At 52.4% G+C, this 24,038-nt stretch carries 26 protein-coding genes, 1 tRNA gene and 5 pseudogenes; 18 read left to right on the top strand and 14 right to left on the bottom strand.

The features are described 5' to 3' along the window. Window positions 1-58 precede the first annotated feature (58 nt). The 13 genes and pseudogenes from QVF11_RS08685 to QVF11_RS08625 all read left to right on the top strand — a co-directional run bounded on the left by QVF11_RS08685 (window position 59) and on the right by QVF11_RS08625 (window position 7,489). Window positions 59-715 (top strand): amino acid ABC transporter permease, encoded by a 657-nt coding sequence (locus QVF11_RS08685; RefSeq protein WP_376767763.1) that lies wholly within the window; start codon window positions 59-61, stop codon window positions 713-715. Next, window positions 693-1,043, top strand: a pseudogene (locus QVF11_RS08680) (ATP-binding cassette domain-containing protein); the annotation flags it as partial. The gene QVF11_RS08685 and the pseudogene QVF11_RS08680, both read left to right, overlap by 23 nt. Continuing rightward, window positions 1,039-2,766 (top strand): annotated as a pseudogene (traD, locus tag QVF11_RS08675) (type IV conjugative transfer system coupling protein TraD); the annotation flags it as partial. The pseudogenes QVF11_RS08680 and traD, both read left to right, overlap by 5 nt. Window positions 2,767-2,776: 10 nt before the next feature. Next, window positions 2,777-3,049 carry a hypothetical protein gene (locus QVF11_RS08670; RefSeq protein WP_287856352.1) on the top strand — a complete coding sequence of 91 codons (273 nt, stop codon included), beginning with the start codon at window positions 2,777-2,779 and terminating at the stop codon, window positions 3,047-3,049. Window positions 3,050-3,058: 9 nt separating this feature from the next. Further along, window positions 3,059-3,823, top strand: coding sequence for a TIGR03747 family integrating conjugative element membrane protein (locus QVF11_RS08665; protein ID WP_287856350.1), 765 nt, complete (start codon window positions 3,059-3,061; stop codon window positions 3,821-3,823). A gap of 55 nt (window positions 3,824-3,878) precedes the next feature. Next, window positions 3,879-4,448, top strand: coding sequence for a hypothetical protein (locus QVF11_RS08660; protein WP_287856348.1), 570 nt, complete (start codon window positions 3,879-3,881; stop codon window positions 4,446-4,448). A 51-nt stretch (window positions 4,449-4,499) separates the two neighbouring features. Continuing rightward, complete coding sequence (locus QVF11_RS08655) at window positions 4,500-4,775, top strand: hypothetical protein (RefSeq protein ID WP_287856346.1); 276 nt, start codon at window positions 4,500-4,502, stop codon at window positions 4,773-4,775. A gap of 62 nt (window positions 4,776-4,837) precedes the next feature. Then, on the top strand, window positions 4,838-5,167 hold the full coding sequence (locus tag QVF11_RS08650; protein ID WP_287856344.1) for a hypothetical protein: 330 nt from the start codon (window positions 4,838-4,840) through the stop codon (window positions 5,165-5,167). Between the two features lie 241 nt (window positions 5,168-5,408). After that, window positions 5,409-5,720 (top strand): integrative conjugative element protein, RAQPRD family, encoded by a 312-nt coding sequence (locus tag QVF11_RS08645; protein WP_287856342.1) that lies wholly within the window; start codon window positions 5,409-5,411, stop codon window positions 5,718-5,720. Beyond that, window positions 5,717-5,953: a TIGR03758 family integrating conjugative element protein gene (locus QVF11_RS08640; protein ID WP_287856340.1), complete on the top strand. Its 237-nt coding sequence runs from the start codon at window positions 5,717-5,719 to the stop codon at window positions 5,951-5,953. The genes QVF11_RS08645 and QVF11_RS08640 overlap by 4 nt, the downstream gene beginning before the upstream one ends. A gap of 28 nt (window positions 5,954-5,981) precedes the next feature. Beyond that, window positions 5,982-6,176: pseudogene (locus tag QVF11_RS08635) on the top strand (TIGR03745 family integrating conjugative element membrane protein); the annotation flags it as partial. A gap of 17 nt (window positions 6,177-6,193) precedes the next feature. Beyond that, window positions 6,194-6,427 (top strand): annotated as a pseudogene (locus QVF11_RS08630) (hypothetical protein); the annotation flags it as partial. Between the two features lie 99 nt (window positions 6,428-6,526). Further along, window positions 6,527-7,489 (top strand): tyrosine-type recombinase/integrase, encoded by a 963-nt coding sequence (locus tag QVF11_RS08625; RefSeq protein ID WP_287856338.1) that lies wholly within the window; start codon window positions 6,527-6,529, stop codon window positions 7,487-7,489. Window positions 7,490-7,710: 221 nt separating this feature from the next. Here QVF11_RS08625 and QVF11_RS08620 read toward each other — a convergent pair. After that, window positions 7,711-7,786: transfer RNA gene (locus QVF11_RS08620), tRNA-Phe, on the bottom strand. A 105-nt stretch (window positions 7,787-7,891) separates the two neighbouring features. Further along, window positions 7,892-8,608 (bottom strand): DUF554 domain-containing protein, encoded by a 717-nt coding sequence (locus tag QVF11_RS08615; RefSeq protein ID WP_112217166.1) that lies wholly within the window; start codon window positions 8,606-8,608, stop codon window positions 7,892-7,894. 432 nt (window positions 8,609-9,040) lie between these two features. Between QVF11_RS08615 and QVF11_RS08610 the strand changes: the two genes are divergently transcribed. Further along, the gene (locus tag QVF11_RS08610; protein WP_287856336.1) at window positions 9,041-11,179 is read left to right on the top strand and encodes an ornithine decarboxylase; all 2,139 of its coding nucleotides are present in this window, start codon (window positions 9,041-9,043) and stop codon (window positions 11,177-11,179) included. 111 nt (window positions 11,180-11,290) lie between these two features. Here the strand turns inward: QVF11_RS08610 and QVF11_RS08605 are convergent, their stop codons facing one another. From QVF11_RS08605 to mutY, 4 genes are all read right to left on the bottom strand, one after another. Beyond that, a complete protein-coding gene (locus tag QVF11_RS08605; RefSeq protein WP_142514404.1) occupies window positions 11,291-12,544 on the bottom strand; it encodes a nucleoside permease in 1,254 nt (417 codons plus the stop codon). A 192-nt stretch (window positions 12,545-12,736) separates the two neighbouring features. Then, window positions 12,737-13,822: a membrane-bound lytic murein transglycosylase MltC gene (gene mltC, locus QVF11_RS08600; RefSeq protein ID WP_167492723.1), complete on the bottom strand. Its 1,086-nt coding sequence runs from the start codon at window positions 13,820-13,822 to the stop codon at window positions 12,737-12,739. Between the two features lie 57 nt (window positions 13,823-13,879). Next, window positions 13,880-14,155 (bottom strand): oxidative damage protection protein, encoded by a 276-nt coding sequence (locus QVF11_RS08595; RefSeq protein WP_004105744.1) that lies wholly within the window; start codon window positions 14,153-14,155, stop codon window positions 13,880-13,882. A 27-nt stretch (window positions 14,156-14,182) separates the two neighbouring features. Then, window positions 14,183-15,241, bottom strand: a complete 1,059-nt coding sequence (gene mutY / locus QVF11_RS08590; protein WP_142514405.1) for an A/G-specific adenine glycosylase — start codon at window positions 15,239-15,241, stop codon at window positions 14,183-14,185. Between the two features lie 136 nt (window positions 15,242-15,377). On the opposite strand from mutY, the gene trmB reads away from it, so the two are divergent. From trmB to QVF11_RS08575, 3 genes are read left to right on the top strand one after another with little or no spacing between them, the layout of a single operon-like run. After that, a complete protein-coding gene (gene trmB / locus QVF11_RS08585) occupies window positions 15,378-16,097 on the top strand; it encodes a tRNA (guanosine(46)-N7)-methyltransferase TrmB (RefSeq protein ID WP_287856329.1) in 720 nt (239 codons plus the stop codon). Then, entirely contained in the window at window positions 16,097-16,423 is a 327-nt protein-coding gene (locus QVF11_RS08580) for a YggL family protein (protein WP_110273073.1), read from the top strand. The genes trmB and QVF11_RS08580 overlap by 1 nt, the downstream gene beginning before the upstream one ends. Window positions 16,424-16,473: 50 nt before the next feature. Next, window positions 16,474-17,193, top strand: a complete 720-nt coding sequence (locus QVF11_RS08575; RefSeq protein ID WP_112217171.1) for a YggN family protein — start codon at window positions 16,474-16,476, stop codon at window positions 17,191-17,193. A 47-nt stretch (window positions 17,194-17,240) separates the two neighbouring features. Here the strand turns inward: QVF11_RS08575 and QVF11_RS08570 are convergent, their stop codons facing one another. From QVF11_RS08570 to QVF11_RS08535, 8 genes are all read right to left on the bottom strand, one after another. Continuing rightward, window positions 17,241-18,542 carry a TRAP transporter large permease gene (locus QVF11_RS08570; protein WP_142514406.1) on the bottom strand — a complete coding sequence of 434 codons (1,302 nt, stop codon included), beginning with the start codon at window positions 18,540-18,542 and terminating at the stop codon, window positions 17,241-17,243. Then, window positions 18,542-19,045, bottom strand: coding sequence for a TRAP transporter small permease (locus tag QVF11_RS08565; RefSeq protein ID WP_287856429.1), 504 nt, complete (start codon window positions 19,043-19,045; stop codon window positions 18,542-18,544). Before QVF11_RS08565 ends, QVF11_RS08570 begins: the two co-directional genes overlap by 1 nt. A gap of 47 nt (window positions 19,046-19,092) precedes the next feature. Beyond that, entirely contained in the window at window positions 19,093-20,079 is a 987-nt protein-coding gene (locus QVF11_RS08560) for a TRAP transporter substrate-binding protein (RefSeq protein ID WP_287856325.1), read from the bottom strand. A gap of 306 nt (window positions 20,080-20,385) precedes the next feature. After that, on the bottom strand, window positions 20,386-21,522 hold the full coding sequence (gene hemW / locus QVF11_RS08555; RefSeq protein WP_112217175.1) for a radical SAM family heme chaperone HemW: 1,137 nt from the start codon (window positions 21,520-21,522) through the stop codon (window positions 20,386-20,388). Then, window positions 21,515-22,108: an XTP/dITP diphosphatase gene (locus QVF11_RS08550; protein ID WP_112217176.1), complete on the bottom strand. Its 594-nt coding sequence runs from the start codon at window positions 22,106-22,108 to the stop codon at window positions 21,515-21,517. The genes hemW and QVF11_RS08550 overlap by 8 nt, the downstream gene beginning before the upstream one ends. A 12-nt stretch (window positions 22,109-22,120) precedes the next feature. Then, on the bottom strand, window positions 22,121-22,411 hold the full coding sequence (gene yggU, locus QVF11_RS08545) for a DUF167 family protein YggU (protein ID WP_112217177.1): 291 nt from the start codon (window positions 22,409-22,411) through the stop codon (window positions 22,121-22,123). Further along, window positions 22,408-22,974, bottom strand: coding sequence for a YggT family protein (locus QVF11_RS08540; RefSeq protein WP_112217178.1), 567 nt, complete (start codon window positions 22,972-22,974; stop codon window positions 22,408-22,410). The genes yggU and QVF11_RS08540 overlap by 4 nt, the downstream gene beginning before the upstream one ends. Before the next feature lie 17 nt (window positions 22,975-22,991). Next, window positions 22,992-23,696 (bottom strand): YggS family pyridoxal phosphate-dependent enzyme, encoded by a 705-nt coding sequence (locus QVF11_RS08535; protein WP_112217179.1) that lies wholly within the window; start codon window positions 23,694-23,696, stop codon window positions 22,992-22,994. A gap of 16 nt (window positions 23,697-23,712) precedes the next feature. Between QVF11_RS08535 and QVF11_RS08530 the strand changes: the two are divergent. Beyond that, a pseudogene (locus QVF11_RS08530) lies at window positions 23,713-24,038 on the top strand (twitching motility protein PilT); the annotation flags it as partial.

Raw genomic sequence — 24,038 nt, 5'->3', positions numbered from 1 at the left:
AGATAAAAGGTGAGCTGTGCCGGAATTTATTTCACTCGCAATAAGCTCGTTTTGGCCGATGCTTTACGCCGGGCTGGTTTTTACTATCCCCATAACATTGATTTCATTTTCCCTCGGCCTGCTGCTGGGGTTTATCGTCGCGTTAATACGTTTATACGGGCCTGCGCCGCTAAAAAGCCTGGTACGATTCTATGTATGGATTATTCGCGGCACGCCGCTGCTGGTGCAGTTGTTTCTGATATTTTACGCACTGCCGAGCGTGGGGATTACCCTGGATGCGTTTCCGGCGGCGGTTATCGGCTTTACGCTGAACGTTGGGGCATTTACGTCTGAAGTCATTCGCGCAACCTTGCTTTCCGTTGCCAAAGGGCAGTGGGAAGCCGCCCATTCTATTGGTATGAGCTGGGCGCAGTCGCTGCGCTATATCATCCTGCCACAGGCCGCCAGGGTAGCTGTGCCGCCGTTGTCGAATACCTTCATCTCCCTCGTGAAAGATACCTCGCTGGCTTCCGTGATCACCGTACCGGAGCTTTTCCTGGCCGCACAGCGTATTGCTGCGGTGACTTACCAACCGTTAATTCTATATACCGAAGCGGCCATTCTCTATTTATTAATCAGTTCCGTTTTATCTTATCTGCAATCCCGACTGGAAATAAGGTTAGAGAGAAATACGGTAGTAAAGGATGAGTATCATGATAACGCTGTCCGCACTTGAGAAAAGTTTCGCTAACCAGAAAGTATTGCACGATATTTCGTTGACGATCCCTGAGGGTAGCGTCACGGCGCTAATTGGCCCATCGGGAAGTGGCAAGAGTACATTATTACGCTGCATTAACTTACTGGAAATTCCGCAGGCTGGAAAATTAACTATTGGTAATGAGGATATATCCTTTTCGCCCGACTCAGCGCCAAAAAGAAAAGATATCCGCCGTATTTGCCAGCAAACCGGGATGGTTTTTCAAAACTTCCAGTTATTTCCACATTTGTCGGTGCTGGAAAATATTATGCAGGGGCTGATTGTGGTGCAGAGATGGCCCGTTGAATCCCCCGGCGTTATACCAGGCAGCTCGTCGTTTTGAACAGCACTATGAACATCGTTTTCCCGCATTGTGCAAACTGCTGGCCCGTGATTCGGCGTTGAATCCCGTTCGGCCATTGCCACCGGTCGGCGGTCATCCGGCATTGCATGGCATCGAGCCGGATGAGGTCAATGTCTCGATGAGTCTGGGTGAGCGCGTCGGGCATATGTTGGTTCTCGGCACCACGCGCGTCGGCAAAACTCGCCTCGCCGAGCTGCTGATCACTCAGGATATTCGTCGCGGTAACGTCACCATTGTTTTCGACCCGAAAGGTGATGCCGATCTGCTGAAGCGAATGTATGCCGAATCACATCGCGCAGGCCGCGCCGGTGAATTTCATGTTTTCCATCTGGGATGGCCGGATATCAGCACCCGTTACAACGCGGTCGGACGCTTTGGTCGTATTTCGGAAGTCGCTTCTCGTGTGGCCGGACAGCTCAGTAGTGAAGGTAACAGTGCCGCGTTTAAAGAGTTCGCTTGGCGTTTCGTCAATATTATTGCACGGGCGCTGGTTGCGCTGGGGCAACGCCCGGATTTTGGCCTGATCCAGCGTTACGTGAACAATATCGGCGATCTGTTTGAGACCTATGCGGAGACCTGGATGGTAAAGCACACTCCGGCGCTGTGGCAACAGGTGGAGAATCTGGCGCAAATTCTGGATGAGCGCGATATCCCCCGGCATATGGAAGGTCGTTCGCTACGGGTGGTGGCGATTGAACAGGTGCTGAACAGCGACGAGGGGAAGAAAGTTTATGATCCGGTGCTCGATGGCCTGCGTTCGTCGGTACGCTACGACCAGAAGTATTACGACAAGATTGTCGCCAGTTTGCTGCCGTTACTGGAGAAACTGACCTCCGGTAAGACGGCGCAACTGATCTCACCTAACTACACCGATATGTCCGATCCCCGTCCTATCTTTGACTGGCAGCAGGTGATCCGTAAAAAGGGCGTGGTGTATATCGGCCTTGATGCGTTGTCCGATCCGGAAGTCGCGGCAGCGGTGGGTAACTCGATGTTTGCCGATCTGGTCTCTGTAGCGGGGCATATCTACAAGTTTGGTGTGAATGACGGCCTGCCCGGAGAGGAAGGTAAGAAAACACCCATTAGCCTGCACTGTGATGAATTTAACGAGCTGATGGGGGATGAGTTTATTCCGCTGATTAACAAAGGCGGCGGGGCGGGTATCGAAGTGACGGCCTATACCCAGACGCTGCCGGATATCGAAGCGCGGCTGGGCAATGCGGCGAAAGCGGCGCAGGTGGTGGGGAACTTTAACAGCCTGGTGATGCTGCGGGTACGGCATACAGAAACAGCGGAGCTGATGACTAAACAATTGCCTGAAGTGGAGGTCTATACCAAAACACTGGTTTCCGGCGTCACCGATATCTCGAACCCGGAAATGGGCAGTGATTTTACCTCGAATACCCAGGACAGAGTGAGTACGGTGCGTACCCCGCTGATTACTGCTGCAAACGTGATCAATCTGCCGAAAGGACAGGCGTTTGCTTTGCTGGAAGGTGGCAGGTTGTGGAAGATTCGGATGCCGCTGCCATCTGCTGGTGCGGATGCCCTGATGCCGGATAGTATTGGGCAAATTGCAGACTATATGCAGCGAAATTACCGGACCAGCGATGCCTGGTGGTCGGGTAGTGTGTTACCGGGGGATTACGATGCTGCCACTTTTTGAAAAGGAAATCATGATGAAAAAACGTTATCGGGTTGAGGCTGTTCTGGCTGCTTCAAGGGGAAATAAGCTGGAAGTCCCGCGTGATGTAATGGATGTCCTGGGCGAGCAGATTTGTTCGTCACTGGAGATCCCGGAAATTGTTGAGCGGTTAAATGAGCTGGGGTATCAGGCGTGGTATGAACCGTTGTCGCATGCTTCAAAGGAAATAGCCAGCCTCTGGATAACGATTGGCAAGGATGAAATGCTGCTGAACTGCCAGATGGAACCGCTGGCGGTGCATTAAGGAGACGTTATGTCGCAGATGAACACGTCTTCAGTCCCGGCGCAGCCGTCTACCCCGCCAAAGCCACATGGTTTTTTCACGGCGCTGTTGTGGGACACGCCGTGGCGTATTATCGGGATGTTGCTGGTATCGCTGTTGTTCAGCCTGATTGTGGAATATATCGGTATCGCGTTCTTCTGGCCGGATCAGGGGGCGGAACATAGTCGTGCCGTTATGCAGACGGAAAGTGGTTATTTTGCTGAAGGATTTACTCAAAGTTTGCTGCTGTCATCGCCGGTGGTGACGGTACAGAGCTGGATCGCGCTGGGTTATCAGTGGTTGTTTGTGAACAGCGGCTTTACTGGCTGGTTGCAGTCGATTCAGACGCCGACTGCCGGAAGCGGTAATGGCGTTACGGATGAGCTTAATGCCTGGAGTGTCTGGGCGGTACAGGTCGCATATGAATACCTGATGGCGACAATGTATGTGTCACTGGTCTTTCTGATGCGCGTCACCATTCTGGTGCTGTCAGTGCCGTTATTTATCCTGGTTGCCATTGTGGGGATCGCGGATGGGATGGTGCGACGCGATCTCCGTCGCTACGGTGCGGCGTATGAGTCGAGTTTTCTTTATCATCATGCCAAACGCGTGGTGAAGCCAGCGGCATATATACCGTGCGTGTTGTATTTGTCAGCACCATTCGCAATATATCCGAATTTGTTATTGTTACCGGCAGCATTATTGATGGGGCTGGCTATTTCAGTGACGATGGGAAGTTTTAAGAAGTATTTATAGGGTATAAAAATTGATTTATTTATAATGGCTTATTCTTGATGCGATGGAGTCGCGAATGCCTGAACCGACGATACGAGAATCTGGTGAAGTGGCAGTCGAGCAAACTAACGAATTATTCCGGTTGGCCGATAAACCTCTGCTTGCTTGCCTATTGAATGAACTGGATCTGGAATGGTGTATTGCCGCAGTGCGGAACATGCCTGAAGAAAGACAACTCCCCTGGGAGCAAATTGGCGCGATGCTTCGGGACGATAACGCCTTCAACTTTTGTTTTAAGTTGCTGGATGCCCGACATCGGCCCGCAGGAGCATGTATCTGTGAATATTGCCCAGGTGATGACATACTGAATGTTGAGATGTTGCAGAATTTTCAGATCCAGCCATCCATTCTTGATGGCAACATGCTGAAGTTTGCACTTTATGCCATTGCTTTGTTTCTTCTGGAAACTGAAGGCTCTGGTGTACGTTTAATGTTTCCCATTAATCAGGTTGTTGCTGCTTATTACGTTGACGAGCATGGTTTCCAGGATATTACTGACGATGGATCAAGAGATATCCTCTATCGCTCGGCGGCAGACCTGGTTGACTGGTTCAGACGTGACGCTGCTTTAGTTGATGGTGAGTGATTTATGAGCGATACTATAAGACAACATACGCGACGAACTAAGGAGTTAGGTATGGTGACGAGAAAGAGAAAATTAGTCGCGCCTGAATCCCCTTTTTTCCAGGTGCCAGAAACGACTCAGGTTCATGAGGACGGGAGCACTGAGAGCGTGGTTCGTGGCCGTAATGGCAAAAAAGTGACGTTCACTACCCCAAAAGGCCAGAAAATTAGCGCTTCAAAAGGCGAAGTTTTCAACGTGCTGTTGAATTCAGCAAAATCAACGCGCCAGCCACGACTGATCTCTGAAGGTATCTGCGACCTGACCAGATACGAACTTCTTTCCAAATAGTTTAAAGGCCGCGCTCGCGGCCTTTTTTAATTTTATTGATTATCTAATGGACGGATGTGAATGTGAAAAAGGCAATTCTTGTATTGATGGCATTGGCTTCATTTAGCGCAATCTCTGCAACAACTATGTCGATACCGACGGATTCGAAAGCTAAATATACAATTTTGGATCGAGAGTTGAATGGAAATATGGCAACCATTACAACTAAACGAGAGGGTCCATCAGGGGTATCGTACTCTAAGCGCTTGTATGATTGTTCTGCCTGGACTGTTAAATATCTTGGTGATGGAGATACCATCGAGCAGATGAATTCATCTGCTCCTGATGTAAATATGGCTTCCATTGTTGATAACTCAATTGCTTACTATATAGGCCAAAAAGCCTGTAAATAATTACAACCCGGATTAAAAGGCAGAATAGTAAGCCTGCGCATCTTTCTGGCTTTTAATCCGGGTCCTGCCGGGAGCGCAAGCCTGCTTGCGCCGGGGTGGCAAAGAACCCCGATGGCGCATTCTGCGCCACGCCTTACCCCTTCCATAATTTTCAAAATTCCACTTCTGTTTTCTTACTGCCCCCCAGGACGCTTTTCGCCACTCTCCTTCCCTACATGCAATCGCATTGAAGGAGGTTTATATGCGCATGACACAGCCCCGGGCATGGTGCCTGTTGGGTTTTTTGCTGGTTTCGGGCGTTCAGGCTGCTGAGTCTGACGAGCTGGCGCTGGTAATGAAGCAACTGGATCAGGTGCAGGCGGCGCTGGAGCGTGCCCGCGTCGTCGCCGTTCAGGATGGGCAACACGGGCGCTTCTATTTTGATTACTTAGAGGCAACGCAGGACATCAAGGCGATTCGCCAGGGGATCGGTATCTACCTGGAACCTTCCCGCGCTCAGCCAGTGCCTTCGGCATCTCTCTCAGGCCAGTACCGGATGGAGCGTCGCCCGTGAACGATGCTCAGATCAACGCATTTAAGGCGGCAAGCGGCAACGCCGATCCCGCAGTGCTGAACAAATTGTTTATTGGTTCGCTGATTGCCCTGCTGATTTTGTGGGTGGGATGGGGCTTTGTGCATGTTTATCGGGGGTACAAAGCAGGCCACGTTAAAGAGCAGTCTCTGGTGCGTTTTGCCATTCGCTCAATCCTTTTAATCATTATCGCTATCTATCTCTTCGCCAGCTAAGCCTGGCTTCTCATATAAGGAAATAACCATGTTTTGCTCTGCATTATCTTCTCTGCGTTTTTCTTTTCGTCTCTGGTGTGCGCGGGTTCTGGCCGTTGCTCTGACCGGAATTTCTGCGGCCCGGGCTGCTTTGCCTACGGTGGAAGGACCAAAAAGTAGCTCTGATAAATCTTTCTATGGACAAATATCCGGATATCTCAATGACGGTATTGTGCTGGGCGGGTTCCCGTTCGTTCTTCTGGTTTCGAACCTGAATGCACAGTGCTTTGCCAGTATTGCCTGGCTCTGATTCAAACTTTATTGGGGCAGGGCTTCGCCTCCGAAACAGATAAATATCTTAGCTGGCTGTTATACGACCTGATTGACCACTTCGTAGCAGAAATGAAAGCTCCGCGCTGGATACGTACCGCTGATGGCGTGAAGTTTATTGATGAGGTAGCAGTATTATCTGCAAAGGAAACTGAGGAAGGATAGTCTTATAAATCGGGTAATCATCTTATGCTTGCCTGTAAGGTATTTCCAGGCGATAACAACTTGATGGGATTGCATTAGTTGTTGTATAAGGATATTCTTATGACTGGTATTTCATTCGTGCTTCTTATTGAGCACTACTTTTTCAGTAAAGCGCTACGACCAGCGACGGAGTGGAGCTACAAAAAAGTAGTACGTTCGTTTGAGAGGTTTACGTCCAATAATCCAGCGGTAATTGATCACATTACTGTGCTGAAATGGCGTCATGCGGTCCTGAATGACCAGAACCGTGCAACCCGAACGTGGAATAACAAAGTTGCCCACATGCGGGCGTTATTCAATTACGGCATCAGGCAGGGATTGTTGCCGCAGGTTGAAAATCCATTTAACGGCGCGGTTGTCCGTCCGGGGAAGAAAAAGAAGAAGACACTGACGCAGGCGCAAATGGATGCGATGTACCGACTAATGGGCCAGCATCTGGAAACAGAAGGAAGGCAGGGGAACAGCAGTATGTTTAACGGTCGCAGAAACGCACTACGCCCGGTGTGGTTCTGGCTGACGGTGATGAATGTTTTTCGTTATACCGCCATCCGACAAAATCAGCTTCTGCATATCCGGTTGGGCGATATCAATCTTGAGGAACAGTGGATTGATCTAAATATCGAGGGGGCGAAAAACCATCGCGAGCATCGGGTTCCGATTGTCTCGTCGTTGTATCCATCGATAGAGGAGTTGGTGAGAAAAGCCAATGAGGCTGGGATGGAGTCGGGTGATCAAGTATTCAATGTAGGTTGGTTTGACCTGATGAGAAAGAGTAAGTATCCGGAGGTAATGAACGAGTATCCGCTGAGGGCGTTCTTCCGGCGCTTGTCCCGGGAGTGTAAGTTTACGATCACACCGCATCGCTTTCGTCACACTGTAGCAACCCATATGATGAAATCCCCGGAACGTAACCTATATGTAGTCAAGAAACTGCTGGGGCACGTTAGCATCACATCGACGCTGGAATACATTGATGAAAATGTTGATAGCCTGCGGGATATACTGGAAAACGAATTGATGTAGGAAGGATGATCTCAAAAACAGTGTCGAATACTTACAATATTTGACACTGAGTAGTTTTCTTGTAAATATCAGACGCGAAAAAACAGACTTGCTCTAACAAGTCTGTTTCTCAAGAGCCTTTCTTCAACAACAAGTAACAGCGTTACATCGTGTTTTTACTGGCTCGCCTTCGTGTCCGTCAGGATTGCATCTTGCAAATTTGACCAACCGGCTTTGAATAGTGGTGCCCGGACTCGGAATCGAACCAAGGACACGGGGATTTTCAATCCCCTGCTCTACCGACTGAGCTATCCGGGCAACGGGGCGCATTAAACCTGATTCGCCGCACCTCGTCAACGAAATTTATCTGTTTCGCAGCAGACTGAACAATCTATCACCACATTGAATCAAAAGCACGCATCTTCAGGCGAAAAACGTCACCCAGGCTACGGAAATCGGCATTGCCAGCACCAGGGCAGGTAGCATGTTCACTACGGCGAACATTTTAATCCCACAGATACGCAGACCGGTTGCGACCAGCAGCATGCCGCCTACGGCGCTGAAATCCGCCATCATCATCGGCGTGGTCAGCGGCATAATCAGCGATGCACCGGCTACCAGGGTGAGCTGAATTGCCAGCATCGGCACGCAAATGGCCGAAACGGCCAGCCCCAGGGTGCAGGCAAAAATGGTGGCAGTAAAGAAGTCGAGAAACGCTTTGGCGATAAGAATACTGTTGTCGCCCGTCATCCCTTCGCGCATTGCGCCGAAAATCCCAGTTCCGCTGGCGCAGAACAGCACGATAATCGCGACGTAGCTTTGAATATAGGACTCGTGCGCTGAGGCCTTTTTCTGTCCTTTTTTTGGCGAGAGTAGCTGCTGGAGCTTGCTGACCAGCGTATTGATACCTTTTTCCATATTGCACACTTCGCCGAGTAGCGCGCCTACCAGCGTTGAAAGCACCATTACCGGCAGGTTGGCGCATTTGATCACCAACAGAATACCTATGCCTAATGATGCGAGACCAAAAATAGAGGTCATCGATGTACGGATCCGTTCCGGTAATCGCTGACTTAAGAGTGAGCCGAGCACGCCGCCCAAAAGGACCGCGCTGGCGTTAATAAATGGCCCTGTAACCAAAGCAAAACTCCTGTTAATTATCCCTAATGACCGCATTATTATGACGTGAAACTGGCTAAAAGGCTTGTGTATACGTGAGGTGACTGCATACGTATTTCATCTTGCGCACCCTATATAAAGGTGACATGATTGCGCGAATTTTCTCCTCTCCAGACATGAGGCCGCCGGGATGACAACATTGCCACGACATCACCGTTGCGTACAGATGCGCAGACAGCCTCGTCTTGCTACCCTTACTCTGTACCCTCTGCCCACCATGCGGTGAGTGTAACGTATGCTCACTGCAGGACAACAGTAAGAGCGGACGCGGTCTGCTTTTACTGATGTCTGGCGGTCGGAGCTGGGATCCAGTCAGACCCTGACAGTTCGTTGGCCAGAGCGTACATGCCCTGGCTGAAGCCTTTTACTCTCCGGAAACGGGTATTCGCGCTCATGAAATCAATGCACATTGCCGCCAGCCACGAGCTGGTATCCCGCCTGTCAACCCACCGTCGCGTGGTGACCCTCGACAGTACTGATTTTACCGATGTGGCGGCAGTCGTCATTACCGCAGCGGACAGCCGCAGCGGCATCCTTTCGTTGTTGAAACGCACGGGCTTTAACCTGCCGGTCTTTCTTTTCAGTGAAGTTGACCATGAAAAACCGCAAGGCGTGATGGCGATTGTTAGCGGTAAAGAGCAGGAGTGGCTGGAGCTGGAAGCCGCCGCCTGCGGTTATGAAGAAAACCTGCTGCCGCCGTTCTTCGATACCCTGACCCAGTACGTGGAGATGGATAACAGCACCTTTGCCTGTCCCGGGCATCAACACGGCGCGTTCTTTAAGAAGCATCCGGCAGGACGGCAGTTTTTCGACTTCTTTGGTGAGAACGTCTTTCGCGCCGACATGTGCAACGCCGACGTTAAGCTCGGCGATCTGCTGATTCACGAAGGTTCAGCCAAACATGCGCAGAAGTTCGCCGCGAAGGTCTTTAACGCTGATAAAACCTATTTTGTCCTTAACGGCACCTCGGCGGCGAATAAGGTGGTGACCAATGCGCTGCTGACCCGTGGCGATCTGGTACTGTTCGACCGTAATAACCATAAATCAAACCATCATGGTGCGCTGGTTCAGGCGGGAGCGACGCCGGTTTATCTTGAGGCGTCGCGCAATCCGTTTGGTTTTATTGGCGGGATTGATGAGCACTGCTTTGATGATGGTTACTTGCGCGAGCTTATCCGCGAAGTGGCTCCGGAGAAGGCGGATGCCGCGCGTCCGTTCCGTCTGGCGATTATCCAGTTGGGCACTTACGACGGCACCATCTACAACGCTCGTCAGGTGGTGGATAAAATCGGCCATCTGTGCGACTACATCCTGTTTGACTCCGCATGGGTCGGCTACGAACAGTTTATCGACATGATGGCCGACACCTCGCCGCTGCTGCTGGAGCTTAACGAAAACGATCCGGGCATTTTTGTCACTCAGTCGGTGCATAAACAGCAGGCCGGTTTTTCGCAAACCTCGCAGATCCACAAAAAGGATAATCACCTGCGCGGGCAGGAACGTTTTTGCCCACATAAGCGGCTGAATAACGCCTTTATGCTGCATGCCTCCACCAGCCCATTTTATCCGCTGTTTGCCGCCCTGGACGTGAATGCCAAAATCCACGAAGGGGAGAGCGGACGCCGCCTGTGGGCAGAGTGCGTAGCGCTGGGCATCGAAGCACGTAAAGCGATTATCGCCAACTGCAAAATGATCCAGCCGTTTATTCCGCCGGTTGTAGCAGGGCGTCCGTGGCAGGATCATCCCACCGAAGCTATCGCCCGCGAGCGCCGTTTCTTCAGCTTTGAGCCGGGTGCGCGCTGGCACGGTTTTGAAGGCTATGCCAGCGATCAGTATTTCGTCGATCCATGCAAGCTGTTGCTGACCACGCCGGGTATTGACGCCGAAAGCGGTGAATATACCGATTTCGGCATTCCGGCGACCATTCTGGCGCACTATCTGCGTGAGAACGGCATCGTGCCGGAGAAGTGCGACCTGAACTCAATTCTGTTCCTGCTGACGCCCGCTGAAAGCGCGGAGAAGCTGGCGCAGCTGGTGGCGATGCTGGCGCAGTTTGAACAGCATATCGAATCCGATACGCCGCTGGCCGACGTGCTGCCGACCATCTTTAACAAATACCCGGTACGCTATCGGGATTACACTATTCGCGAACTGTGTCAGGAGATGCATGATCTGTACGTGAGTTTTGATGTGAAGGATTTGCAGAAAGAGATGTTCCGCAAGCAGAGCTTCCCGCGTGCGGTGATGAACCCGCAGGATGCCAACCGGGAGTTTATTCGCGGTAACGTGGAGCTGGTGCGTTTAAGCGAAGCCGAAGGGCGGATTGCTGCGGAAGGTGCGCTGCCGTATCCACCGGGCGTGCTGTGCGTGGTGCCTGGCGAAATCTGGGGCGGCGCGGTGTTGCGTTATTTCCTGGCGCTGGAAGAGGGCGTCAATATGCTGCCAGGTTTCTCACCGGAGCTGCAGGGGGTTTATAGCGAAACGGACCCTGATGGTATTAAGCGGTTGTACGGGTATGTGCTGAAAGCGTAAACCGGGACCAGGCATTGTGCGCGTATTTTTGCCGGATGGCGGCTGGCGCCTTATCCGGCCTACAAATTCTGCATGCCCGGTAAGGCGCCTGCCGCCACCGGGCAATGACTATCAGGCGTTCTGCTGTGCGACAGCAGGCTGTCTGACGTGTTTGTACTTAAACAGCGCAACGAAGGCAAAGGCCAGCACCAGCGAGTAGCCAGCGAAAATTAGCCATACGCTCTGCCAGTCGGTAATCCCTTCGACGGTGAAGTGCTCCACCACTTTGCCGCTCACCATCCCGCCAAGAATGCAGCCAAAACCGTTGGTCATCATCAGGAACATTCCCTGAGCGCTGGCGCGGATTTCTGGGCGAACCTCTTTTTCCACAAACACTGAACCAGAGATGTTGAAGAAATCGAAGGCGCAACCGTAAACGATCATCGACAGCACCAGCAGCACGGTGCCGAACGGGGTTGGGTCGCCGTAGGCGAACAGGCCGAAACGCAGCATCCACGCCACGATACTAATGAGCATCACGTTCTTGATGCCGTAGCGGCTGAGGAAGAACGGAATAGTCAGGATAAACAGGGTTTCCGAGATCTGCGAAATCGACATCATCACCGAGGCGTGCTGCACGATAAAGCTGCTGGCGAACAGCGGATCTTTATCAAAGCTATGCAGGAAGGTATTGCCGAACATATTGGTAATTTGCAGTTCGGCACCCAGCATCATTGAGAAAATGAAGAAGATTGCCATACGCTTGTTTTTAAACAGCGCGAAGGCATCAAGGCCCAGCATTGAAGTCCAGCTCTGGTTTTTCTGCTGATTAGCCACCGGAATATGCGGCAGAGTCAGGGTGAAAAGCACCAACAGTACGGAGAGTGCTGCGCCGATATAGAGCTGCATATGGCTCAATTCGAAGCCGGAGAAGCTGACACCCCACATCGCAAAGATAAAACCGATGGTTCCCCAGATACGAATCGGCGGGAAATCGGTCACGATATCCATGTCCGCAGACTGCAGGCGGTAGTATGAGATGGTGTTAATCAGGCCCAACGTCGGCATATAGGCCAGCGAGTTGAGCAGGATGACCAGGAACATTTCGCCCGGCGTGGTGACCTGGGCGGCAAGCCACAGGGTTAGCGCGCCGACCAGATGGCAAATCGCATAGACCCATTTAGCGCTGATCCACTTATCGGCCACGATACCGAGCAGCGTCGGCATAAACACCGCCGCGATACCGAGCGAACTATAAACCGCGCCAATGGCCGCACCGTCGAACTTGAGGGTGACGAACATATATGAGCCGAGCGTGGTCAGCCAGCTTCCCCAGAGACAGAACTGCAGGAACGACAGTATTTTGAGCTGCAGCTTAAGATTCATGTTTTGATCCTCACGGATATAGAATTGTTATGTGTTTTAAATAACATTTATGGCGTTATTTTGGTTGGATTCTATCATTTGTGCGATGGATGCTTTTGTTAACTGCCGCAGAAAATCGCAAAAGAGTTGCGCAGCAATATTGGGTATAGCAGAAGCAGAACGCCCTTGAAGAAACAAGGGCGTTGGTGAGGATTACTTGCGGCGGTAGCCTTTTTGCGCGGTGTTAACTTTGTACAGATAACGGCGCGACTCGGCGGATGGATGACGGCTGGTGATGGTCTGATAGACATCGCCCGGCGTCATGTTGTTGATGATATTTGCAGCCTGAATTTTATCGCTGGAGAACACCCGCAGTACGCTACCCGCACCACCGTTATAGGCGGTAATCACCGCATAGCGACGTGATGTTGGGTTCTGGATGCCCGACAGATAGACGTTGTTCAGCATCGCCAGGTAGGCGGTGCCGGTATCAATATTATTCGCCGGTTCGAACAGATAGCTACGGCTTGGCAGGCCAGATTTTCCCTGCGAGCGGAACACATCCTTCCCGGCGCTGTGCTGCACCACCTGCATCAGCCCCAGAGCATCGGCGTGGCTGACCGCGTAGGGGTTAAAGGAGGACTCGGTTTGCATAATCGCCAGGATCAGCGACTCATCGACGCCATATTTACGCGAGGCCTGACGCACCATGCCAATGTATTTATGCGCACGCTTGTCGAGGTGGTTCGGCACCAGGTTGATAGTGATGCTGTAGATCATGCGCGGGCCGTTGCTGCGGCTTTTCATACGCGTTTGCAGCAAGTAGTCGGCGAAGCGCGCGGCGCGCCACTCCCAGCGAATAGATTCACCGGTGTTATCGACGACCTGGCCGTACAGGAACGGCTCTTTCGAAATCTGGATGTCATCGACGTCGGAATAGAGGTCGATGGAGTTAGGGTCGTCGCCCATCAGCAGGGTTTTAATAATAGCCTGGCGCAAGCGCCCGGCAGGGTCGGTCCCGGCAATAGTCTCGACAGTAATCGTACCTTCATCAAAGTTGATGTGGCTGCGGGTCTGATACTGATCGGTATATTTAACGTAGTCTTTCGGCCCGGCGAGCAGGACTTCGTTATAACCCCAAATGTTCTCGATATTATGGGCGAACTGGCCCATCAGAATGTCAAAGCCGTTAGTGTCCTTCACCCACGCCTCGTTATACTCGGCGCCTTTTTTGGTAGAGCTGGAACACGAAACGAGCAAAGGCGCAATCAGCGCTAGCGCTAAGTATTTTTTCATCATTCCGGGAGTGCGTGTTGTGCGTGTTGTGTTTGTTGTGGTAAAGGGCCGGTCAGGCCCTTACTGTTTTTCTGGCGGCGTATAGCCTTCGATATGGACGTCTTTACCTTCAAACAGGAACTGGACCATCTCCTGCTCCAGCAGTTTGCGGTGCTCTGGGTTCATCATGCTGAGTTTTTTCTCGTTGATCAGCATCGTCTGTTTATGCTGCCACTGGGCCCAGGCTTCTTTGGAAATTTCGTTATAGATACGTTTGCCCAGCTCGCCAGGATACAGCTGGAAATCCTGGCCATCTGCTTCACGCTGCAGGAAAGTACAAAAAATCGTTCTGCTCATTCTTAATCCTCTTTAATCGCCTGAAAGTTAAACCGGTGCTCCGGCCTTCAGCTGTTGCAACAAGCGCTCCACGGGGGCCGCCAGGCCAACGGACGGCGGCTGCGCTAAGTTATACCAGAGTGCGCCCCCTTCATCCATGCATGCGCCGGATGAGTGCACTGTAAGCCACATCGGCACAATATCCAGATGGAAATGGCTGAAAGTGTGGCGGAACGCGGTTAATTGAGTCAGATTATCTGCCTTAATCTGGCGCTGCGCCAGCCACTCACGTAGCGCAGTTTCATCCTCAAACTGCGGGAAGCAGAATAATCCTCCCCACAGACCCACCGGCGGACGCTGGGAAAGAAACACCTCGTCGCCGTGCTGCATCAGCAGGAAGTAGCCGGTACGTTCGGGGATCGTCTGTTTTGGTTTTTTACCCGGATATTGCGCCCATGAATGATTTGCGTAGGCCACGCAGCCGTTATTCAGCGGACAAAGCTCGCATTTTGGCCTGGAGCGGGTACACACCATCGCGCCGAGGTCCATCATCGCCTGGTTAAACCGTTCCACCCCTTTGGCTGGCGTAACGTCTTCGCTAATATCCCACAGGCGTTTCTCAACCTCTTTTTTCCCCGGCCAACCGCTGACAGCATAGCAGCGCGCGAGCACGCGTTTCACGTTGCCGTCGAGAATCGGATAATGCTGACCGAGAGACAGAGATAAAATCGCGCCCGCGGTGGAGCGCCCCACGCCCGGCAGAGCGGCGACTTCATCGAACGTTTGCGGGAATTTCCCGCCGTGCAGGGTGGCGACCTGCTGTGCCGCTTTATGTAAATTGCGCGCGCGGGCGTAGTAGCCCAGCCCGGTCCATAGATGCAGAACTTCATCAAGGGGGGCGTTCGCCAGATCGGTAATCGTTGGGAAGCGCGCCATAAAACGTTCAAAATAGGGGATGACCGTCGCCACTTGCGTTTGTTGCAACATCACCTCGGAGAGCCATACTTTGTAGGGCGTCTTAGCGATTTGCCAGGGCAGGGTTTTGCGTCCGTATTTGTCGTACCAGTCCAGTACCTGGGCTGAAAATTGCGCGGCGAGAAAAGTCAAAGCGACGGCTCCGGGATAGTTATTATAAGGTGGCAGATTGCAGCACAAGGGCGAGAGGCTGTAAACCCTTGCATCCGCCGGGTAACTTTGGATAATGCCCGTTTTCCGAACACTCTCACAAGCAGACTTAACTTTTATGAAAAACGACGTCATATCTCCGGAATTCGATGAAAACGGTCGCCCGCTGCGCCGTATTCGTAGCTTCGTCCGTCGTCAGGGCCGCCTGACTAAAGGGCAGCAGCACGCGCTGGATAATATTTGGCCGGTGATGGGCGTTGAGTTCAACGATGCGCCGCTCGATTTCACCGTGCTGTTTGGCCGTGAAGCGCCGGTCACGCTGGAGATTGGTTTTGGCATGGGTGCTTCGCTGGTGGCGATGGCAAAAGAGAAACCGGAGCAGAATTTCCTCGGCATTGAAGTGCACTCTCCCGGCGTCGGCGCTTGCCTGGCTTCTGCTGAAGAAGAGGGTGTGCAAAATCTGCGCGTCATGTGTCACGATGCGGTCGAAGTGCTGCACACCATGATCCCGGATAACTCCCTTAATATGGTGCAGCTATTTTTCCCTGACCCATGGCATAAAGCACGGCATAATAAGCGCCGTATCGTTCAGCCGCCTTTTGCTGAGCTGGTGAAAAGCAAGCTGAAGCTGGGTGGCGTCTTCCATATGGCGACCGACTGGGGGCAATATGCGGAGCATATGCTGGAAGTGATGTCTTCCCTTGAAGGGTATCGCAACCGCTCTGAGAGCAACGACTATGTACCGCGCCCGGAATCGCGCCCGGTAACCAAATTTGAACAGCGTGGTCATCGTCTTGGCCACGGCGTATGGGACTTAATGTTCGAGAGGGTGAAATAATGGCAACGAATCGTAGTCGTCGTCTGCGTAAAAAAATGCATATCGACGAATTTCAGGAAGTCGGTTTTTCCGTCGCGTGGCGTTTTGCGGAAGGAACCAGCGAAGAGCAGATTGACCAGACCGTCAACGATCTGATTAATGAAGTGATTGAGCCGAATAAGCTGGCGTTTGACGGCAGTGGTTATCTCTCCTGGGAAGGCCTGATCTGCTTGCAGGAAATCGGCAAATGCACCGAAGAGCACCAGGCCATCGTGCGTAAATGGCTGGAAGAACGTGGGCTTACCGATGTGCGCACCAGCGAACTTTTTGATATCTGGTGGGACTAAGTTTGACAAGGGTCGGCAACTGCCGGCCCGTTTTGTCTTAAGGGAGTTAAATGATGCGCAAAACGCTGTTAGCAGTGGCGCTTTCCGTCACTGCTTTGTCTGCACATGCAGATTACCAGTGTAGCGTCACGCCGCGTGACGATGTCATCCTCAGCCCGCAGCAGGTGCAGGTGAAGGGCGAAAACGGCGATCTGGTGATTAAGCCGGACGGCAACCTGACTTACAACGGAAAAGCGTATTCCCTGAGCGCCGCCCAGCGTGAACAGGCCCAGGACTACCAGGCTGGCCTGCGCAGCAGCCTGCCCTGGATCGATGAAGGCGCACGTACGCGGGTAGAAAAAGGCCGCGCCGCGCTGGATAAAATTATTACCGAACAGGTGGGTGCCAGCAGCAGCATGCATAGCCGCCTGACTAAGCTTGATGCACAACTGAAAACGCAGATGGCCCGCATTATCGAGCATCGCAACGATGGGCTGACTTTCCACTATAAAGCCATCGATCAGGTGCGGGCCGACGGTCAGCAACTGGTTAATCAGGCGATGGGCGGGATCCTGCAGGACAGCATCAATGAGATGGGGGCGAAAGCGGTCCTCAAAGGCGGCGGTAACCCGCTGGAAGGGATCCTCGGCAGCCTCGGTGGCCTGCAAACGGCCATCCAGAATGAATGGAAAAATCAGGAAGCAGACTTCCAGACGTTTGGTAAAGATGTCTGTAGCCGCGTGGTTTCCCTTGAGGATAGCCGCAAAGCGCTGGTGGGCTCGTTAAAATAAGTCTTATCGCGCTACCTGCTCCCGCAGGTAGCGCGATCGTTAATCGATCACATCAGCCCCAGCATCTGCGGAATAAACAGCGAGATCTGCGGAATATAGACAATCATCATCAGTGCAATGAGCAGAGCGGCGTAGAACGGTAGCAGCGGTTTGATTAGCTGCTGAATCTTAACGCCGGAAATCGAACAACCGACGAACAGCGCGCTGCCCACCGGCGGCGTCAGCAGACCGATGCATAGGTTGGCAACCATCATGATGCCGAAATGCACCGGATCCATGCCTAGGTCTTGGGCGATCGGCAGAAAGATAGGAGTGAAGATCAGCACCGCAGGGGTCATATCCATAAAGATCCCGACGATCAGCAGCACGATATTAATCAGCAGCAGAATCACTACCGGGTTCTCGGAAATCCCCATCAGCGTATCGCTAATCATGTAAGGAATATCGGCGTTGGTCATTGCCCACGACATGCCAACAGAGAAGCCAATCAGCAGCAGCACGATAGAGGTCATCACCACCGACTCAAGGATCAGCTTTGGCAGATCGCGCCATTTCACTTCCCGATAAATCAACACCGACAGAATGAAGGTATAGACCACGGCAATCGCAGAGGCTTCGGTAGCGGTGAAGATGCCGCCGAGGATCCCACCCATGACGATGATGACCAGCAGCAGGCTGGGCAGCGCGTCGAAAAAGGCTTTTGCCGCCTGGGCGCAGGTTGGACGTTCAGAAACCGGGTAGCCGCGTCGTTTAGCAATAAAGGCGCAGACTATCATGATGGACAGGCCCATCAGGATACCCGGCAGGTAGCCGGCCATAAACAGCGAGGCTACCGAGACGCCGCCTGCGGTTAAAGAAAAGACAATCAGCACGTTTGATGGCGGAATTAGCAGGCCCGTGATACAGGAGGAGACGTTAACCGCCGTGGAGAACGCCGGATCGTAGCCTTTCTGCGTCTGGATAGGGTGTAAGGTTCCGCCTACCGCCGCGGCAGCGGCGACTGCGGAACCAGAAATGGAGCCGAACATCATGTTCGCCAGCACGTTAACGTGGCCCATCGAGCCCGGTACCCGGCCGACCATGACCTGCGCCAAGTTTATTAAGCGTATAGCAATCCCGCCGCTGTTCATCAGCGTACCGGCAAAAATAAAGAAAGGAATAGCCAACAGGGCGAAGTTATCCAGACCGTTCGCCAGGCGCTGAGAAACGGTAATCACTGCGATATCCCAGGGGAACATCAGCAGCATCGAACCCACGGTAGCGATACCAATGGAAAAAGAGATCGGTACGCCAATAAAAACCAGAATAAAGAAAGAGCCGAATAGCGTCAGTGCAATATAGCCTTCCATTAGTTTGCTCCTGCTTTAGAGTGCTTGATGTTTTTCAAACCGTTGCTGATAAAGCACAGCGCGTAAAACATCATAATGACGCCGGTAAGCGGTAGGATGAGGTACACATAGCCCATTGGGATCTGCATCGCTGCGGAGACCTGAGCGGTCGACAGAGTTTTTTCAATCAGCTTCATGCCACCGGTAACAATGACTGAGCCAGCAAAAATAAAGATCAGCAGGTTAATGATGACGCTGAGAAGCGCCTGTTTGTTTGGCTTCAGCGTCATTGCGAGTAAATCGATAGCCAGATGACGTTGAGCGCCGACCGTGTAAGCCGCACCCAACAGGCCAACCCAGATCATCAAAAAGCGCGCCAGTTCGTCGGTCAGAGTACTTGGCTGGTTTAACACGTAGCGGCTGAACACCTGCCAGACGACGCAGACAACCAGCGCCACCATCACGGCGACGGAGAATGCGGCGATCACGCGGTCCACCGCCAGTTTTATGCGGTTAAGTATCATCATTAATTTCCTGGTAAAAACGGGCCAGAAGCTGGCCCGCTAGAGATTTATTCAGCAGCGGCTTCGAATTTGGCCAGCAGAGCGGCCTGTTTAGGATCTTTTTTGAAGTCATCAAACAGCGGCTGTACGGCGGCGCGGAACGGTGCTTTATCGACTTTGATGATTTCGCCACCCATAGCTTTGGCCTGTGCGCGGGTGTCGGCGTCGATCTTCTCCCACAGCTTCTGCTGATAAACTTCGGACGCTTTAGCGGCCTTGATCAGGATTTGCTGCTGTTCTGGCGTGAGCTTGTTCCAGGTTTTGCTGGAGATAACGAGGAAGTCCGGGATTGAAGCATGTTCATCTTCAGAGAAGACCTTAGCGATTTCGATATGACGGGTCTGTACCCAGGAAGGAACGTTATTCTCTGCGCCATCTACCACGCCCTGCTGCATGGCGGTATAAACTTCACCAAAGGAGATCGGCGTTGGCGAACCACCCATTAATTCAATCATTTTAAGCGTGGTCGGGCTGGCCTGGACGCGGATCTTTAGCCCTTTTAAATCTTCCGGCTTAGTGATGGGTTTCTTGGCATAAAAGCTGCGGGTACCGGCAACATAAGCAGAAAGCGCAAAGAATCCTTTATCTTTAGTAGATTCCATTATTTCTTTGCCCACTTCACCAAAGACGACTTTATTGAAATGATTCTGATCGTTAAATAAGAACGGCAAATTATATATCGCGTAGACGTTATCGAATGACTCCAAATCGCTGGCGGAGCCTTTAGTCATATCGAGAGCGCCGTTTTGTAATAACTCCATGGTTTCACGCGCGTTGCCCATCTGGCTGCTGGGGTAAATACGAATCTTCATATTACCGCTGGAAAGTTGGTTAACCTCTTTCGACATCTCCTCAAATGCCTGGTGAACAACGTGGCTACGTTCGAGGTTATGTGCCAGTTTTAACGTAACTTTTTCAGCTGCGCTAGCACCTGAAGAGAGCAGGGCAAGCAGTGATACACACACCAGAGAACGAGAAAAAGAGAATTTTTTCATGAGTCGGCTCCATGCACTTGGGTTAATTGGTCAATATCTAAAGAGTAATCCCGTGTTTCTGTATGACATATTATCCTGGTTGTCCGACACCTTTAAGCTGTCTGACTCACATTTTTTCTCAATGACATAATGAAATGAGGGATTTTGTGCGCTGGGTTATGTTTATTTTTAATAAATTAAGATGGATTTATTTTTATTTTGAATGTGTCTAGTGAATTGCTCGGAAATACTCTTATGAATATTTCGAAAAAAACGAATTATGAATCATCCCGTTATTCTTTAATAACGGGATATGAATTGAGATGTTTATTCGCTAAGGAATAACTCGAGAAGGGAATTTAAAAACAGCTTACCGTGCTCGGTAATTTGCCAGTTATGCTCATCTTCCGTCAGATAACCCTGGGCAATCGCCGCCTCGATTTGCGGGCGGATCGTGCGTTCCTCAAGGCCTGTGTAGCGGCTGAATTCATCGCGTGGTGCCGCTTCCAGCAGGCGGAAACGGTTCATAAAGAACTCGAATGGTTTATCGGCGGTTTCCACATCATGCTGGCGTTCGAGGTAGCGGCCTTCCATATAGCCGCGCGGGTGACGAGTTTTTGCCGTTCGCAGAATACGCCCGTCCGGGAAGGTCACTTTGCCGTGCGCGCCGCAGCCAATCCCCAAATAGTCGCCAAAGCGCCAGTAGTTCAGGTTATGTTGGCACTGATAGCCCGGTTTAGCGTAGGCGGAGGTTTCATATTGCTGATAGCCCGCAGCGCTGAGCAAACGGTGCCCCTGCTCGTAAATATCCCACAGCGCGTCATCATCCGGTAGCACAGGAGGACGTGAACCGAACAGGGTGTTAGGTTCGATGGTCAACTGATACCAGGAGAGATGAGGCGGGTTGAGCGCAATCGCCTGACATAGATCGTCCAGCGCCTCTTCCAGAGATTGATCCGGCAGGCCGTGCATTAAATCGAGATTAAAACTGCGCAGCCCCAGTCCGCTTGCCAGGTTTGCCGCGCGCTTCGCCTCTTGTGGGCCATGAATGCGTCCAAGGCGCTGGAGCTTCTGTTCGCTAAAGCTCTGCACGCCGATAGAGATGCGGTTGATACCCGCACGCTGATACTCGACGAAACGATCCGCTTCCACGGTGCCAGGATTGGCTTCCATGGTAATCTCTGCATCTGCCGCCAGCGGCAGACACTCGCGCACGCCATCGAGCAGAGTTTGCATCGCCGGGCCTGAAAGCAGACTCGGCGTACCGCCACCGATGAAAATAGTCCCAATCTCACGTCCCTGTGCATAGGGGGCGTCGGCCCGCAAATCGTTCAGCAGATGTTGAACGTAGTCGTCGTGCGGTACCTCCCCCTTCAGCGCATGCGAGTTAAAATCGCAGTACGGGCATTTTTGCACGCACCATGGAATGTGAATATAGAGGCTCAGGGGTGGCAAATTAGCCATTACGTAATGCTTCCAGTAACAGTTTCAGCGCACGTCCACGATGGGAAATTGCGCTTTTTTCTTCGCGGCTCAGTTCCGCAGCGGTTTTACCTTCCGTCGGAACAAAGAAAATCGGGTCGTAACCAAAGCCACCGTTGCCTACGGCTTCGCGGGCGATTATGCCCGGCCAGCTACCGTGGCAGACCAACGGTGTCGGATCTTCTGCATGGCGCAGATAAACCAGTACGCAGTGAAATTGCGCCTGACGTTTATCGTCCGGAACGTCCTTCAGGGTTTCAAGCAGCTTTTCCAGATTGCGCTGGTCGGTAGCGCCTTCGCCGGAATAGCGGGCGGAATAGATACCCGGTGCGCCGCCTAACGCATCGACTGCCAGGCCGGAGTCATCGGCAATGGCCGGTAACCCAGTGATCTGCGCGGCATGACGCGCTTTTAGAATGGCGTTTTCAATAAACGTCAGGCCGGTTTCCTCGGCTGAATCCACACCCAGTTCGGTTTGAGCGACGATATCGAGGCCGAAATCAGCCAGCAGCGAGGCCAGCTCGCGCACTTTACCGGGGTTGCCGGTGGCGAGAACAACTTTTTGCATAATGAGTCCTGTTTATTCTGTCAGCGCAGCGACCCCGGTCGGGATCTGCTGCGGATGAATGATTTTTACCTGCTTGTGGCGGCCCAGTTCACCTTTCTCAATAAGGACCTGGCTTTTCGCTACGCGGAACTGTTTGGCGAGGAACTTAACCAGATGGGCGTTGGCCTGACCATCAACGGGCGGGGCGGTAATGGCGACTTTAAGTTCGTCGCCATGTAAACCAACGATGCTGTCGCGGCTGGCCTTGGGCTGAATATACAGCCGCAAGACTAACCCGTCAGTGCAGGCTTCGACGGCACTCATAGCGCCATCCATAGCCCCGGAAGCAGAACGTTGCCTGTTGCCTGTAAGAGCTCGGCAATGCCCATATTGATAACGTACAGCAACAGCACCAGCACCATCGGCGAGAAATCAATTCCGCCCATTGATGGCAGCATTCTGCGAATCGGACGCAGTAGCGGGTCAGCCAGCTGCATCAGGACGTATTCCACCGGGCTACGGCCCTGGCTAACCCAGCTCATAATCGCCATCAACAGCAGAACCCAGAAAATCAATGAGCCCATGGTTTTGATGAGGATCAGGAGCGCGGAGATCCAGATAATTGGCTGGAAAGTGACGACCATAAACAGGACGATGGCTTTCACAACGCAAAGAATAAAGGCGACTAGCAGAGAGGCGCTATCGAGCGGCCCCATTGCCGGGATAATGCGACGTAGCGGCCCAACGACAGGCTGCGTCGCTTTCACGATGAATTGCGAAAACGGGTTATAAAAGTCGCAGCGCGCACACTGCATCCAGACGCGTAATAACACGACCATTGTGTAGAGCTCAATGACCGTTGAGAGCAGGAAAGTCAACGTCTTCATGGCGTTCCTCAGATTCCTTATTTTTTGCTGTAGTCGCGCGCGCCGAAAATTGCGGTTCCGATGCGCACCATAGTGCTTCCCGCCGCGATGGCGGCTTCCATATCATCCGACATTCCCAGCGACAACGTATCGACCGTAGGATAGCGTGTTTTTAATCGCGCAAATGCTACCGCCATTTGTTGGGCGACGGCAAACTGCCTTACATATTCTGACTCTGGCGCGGGAATCGCCATCAAGCCGCGTAGCTGTAGGTTAGGCAGCTCGGCGATGTCTGCCGCCAGCGCGTCCAGGGCTTCAACCAGAATACCTGATTTGCTGTGCTCATCGCTGATATTGATTTGAATCAGTACGTTGAGCGGTGGCAAATGGGCTGGTCGTTGCTCGCTAAGGCGGGCGGCGATTTTGAGCCGATCGACGGTATGGCACCAGTCAAAATGCTCGGCCACCAGGCGGCTTTTGTTGGACTGCAGCGGACCAATAAAGTGCCACTGTAGACCGGTTGCGCCCACTTCCTGAAAGTGGCGAATTTTTTCAACCCCTTCCTGAACGTAGTTTTCGCCAAAAGCCACCTGGCCCGCAGCCACCGCTTCTTCGATAGCGCTCGCAGGTTTCGTTTTACTCACTGCAAGCAACGTGACTTCTTCTGGAGCACGGCCGCAGCGTGCGGCAGCGGCTGAGATTTTGTCCCGGACCTGTGCCAGGTTATGCGCTATATCGTTCATATACCGAGGATGAGTTATGGAACTGGAAGAAATAGTGGCCCTTAGTGTAAAGCATAATGTCTCCGATCTACACCTGTGCAATGCGTCAGCGCCACGCTGGCGTCGTCAGGGAAAGCTGGAACCTGCGCCTTTTACCTCGCCGGATATCGGTAAAATACTCAATGACTGGCTCAGCGAAGAGCAGTTAATGCAGTGGCAGAGCTGTGGGCAGGTGGATTTTGCCCTTGCGCCGGCTGGCGGGCCGCGCCTTCGTGCCAGCGCGTTTGCCCATACTCGTGGTCTGTCGCTGGCATTACGCCTGCTGGCAGAAACTTGTCCTTTACTGGAGGAACTAGGGGCTCC

The organism is Klebsiella sp., assembly GCF_027492335.1.
Lineage (GTDB): Bacteria > Pseudomonadota > Gammaproteobacteria > Enterobacterales > Enterobacteriaceae > Klebsiella > Klebsiella huaxiensis.
Note: the sequence above shows the minus strand (reverse complement) of the source record. Positions and strands in the feature narration are given on the sequence as shown.

Bases quoted from the DNA above. Each gene is read 5' to 3' on its own strand.
- QVF11_RS08685 (WP_376767763.1), top strand. From the start codon at position 59: ATGCTTTACGCCGGGCTGGTTTTTACTATCCCCATAACATTGATTTCA.
- QVF11_RS08670 (WP_287856352.1), top strand. From the start codon at position 2,777: ATGATGAAAAAACGTTATCGGGTTGAGGCTGTTCTGGCTGCTTCAAGG.
- QVF11_RS08665 (WP_287856350.1), top strand. From the start codon at position 3,059: ATGTCGCAGATGAACACGTCTTCAGTCCCGGCGCAGCCGTCTACCCCG.
- QVF11_RS08660 (WP_287856348.1), top strand. From the start codon at position 3,879: ATGCCTGAACCGACGATACGAGAATCTGGTGAAGTGGCAGTCGAGCAA.
- QVF11_RS08655 (WP_287856346.1), top strand. From the start codon at position 4,500: ATGGTGACGAGAAAGAGAAAATTAGTCGCGCCTGAATCCCCTTTTTTC.
- QVF11_RS08645 (WP_287856342.1), top strand. From the start codon at position 5,409: ATGCGCATGACACAGCCCCGGGCATGGTGCCTGTTGGGTTTTTTGCTG.
- QVF11_RS08625 (WP_287856338.1), top strand. From the start codon at position 6,527: ATGACTGGTATTTCATTCGTGCTTCTTATTGAGCACTACTTTTTCAGT.
- QVF11_RS08610 (WP_287856336.1), top strand. From the start codon at position 9,041: ATGAAATCAATGCACATTGCCGCCAGCCACGAGCTGGTATCCCGCCTG.
- QVF11_RS08605 (WP_142514404.1), bottom strand. From the start codon at position 12,544: ATGAATCTTAAGCTGCAGCTCAAAATACTGTCGTTCCTGCAGTTCTGT.
- mltC (WP_167492723.1), bottom strand. From the start codon at position 13,822: ATGATGAAAAAATACTTAGCGCTAGCGCTGATTGCGCCTTTGCTCGTT.
- QVF11_RS08595 (WP_004105744.1), bottom strand. From the start codon at position 14,155: ATGAGCAGAACGATTTTTTGTACTTTCCTGCAGCGTGAAGCAGATGGC.
- trmB (WP_287856329.1), top strand. From the start codon at position 15,378: ATGAAAAACGACGTCATATCTCCGGAATTCGATGAAAACGGTCGCCCG.
- QVF11_RS08580 (WP_110273073.1), top strand. From the start codon at position 16,097: ATGGCAACGAATCGTAGTCGTCGTCTGCGTAAAAAAATGCATATCGAC.
- QVF11_RS08575 (WP_112217171.1), top strand. From the start codon at position 16,474: ATGATGCGCAAAACGCTGTTAGCAGTGGCGCTTTCCGTCACTGCTTTG.
- QVF11_RS08570 (WP_142514406.1), bottom strand. From the start codon at position 18,542: ATGGAAGGCTATATTGCACTGACGCTATTCGGCTCTTTCTTTATTCTG.
- QVF11_RS08565 (WP_287856429.1), bottom strand. From the start codon at position 19,045: ATGATACTTAACCGCATAAAACTGGCGGTGGACCGCGTGATCGCCGCA.
- QVF11_RS08560 (WP_287856325.1), bottom strand. From the start codon at position 20,079: ATGAAAAAATTCTCTTTTTCTCGTTCTCTGGTGTGTGTATCACTGCTT.
- hemW (WP_112217175.1), bottom strand. From the start codon at position 21,522: ATGGCTAATTTGCCACCCCTGAGCCTCTATATTCACATTCCATGGTGC.
- QVF11_RS08550 (WP_112217176.1), bottom strand. From the start codon at position 22,108: ATGCAAAAAGTTGTTCTCGCCACCGGCAACCCCGGTAAAGTGCGCGAG.
- yggU (WP_112217177.1), bottom strand. From the start codon at position 22,411: ATGAGTGCCGTCGAAGCCTGCACTGACGGGTTAGTCTTGCGGCTGTAT.
- QVF11_RS08540 (WP_112217178.1), bottom strand. From the start codon at position 22,974: ATGAAGACGTTGACTTTCCTGCTCTCAACGGTCATTGAGCTCTACACA.
- QVF11_RS08535 (WP_112217179.1), bottom strand. From the start codon at position 23,696: ATGAACGATATAGCGCATAACCTGGCACAGGTCCGGGACAAAATCTCA.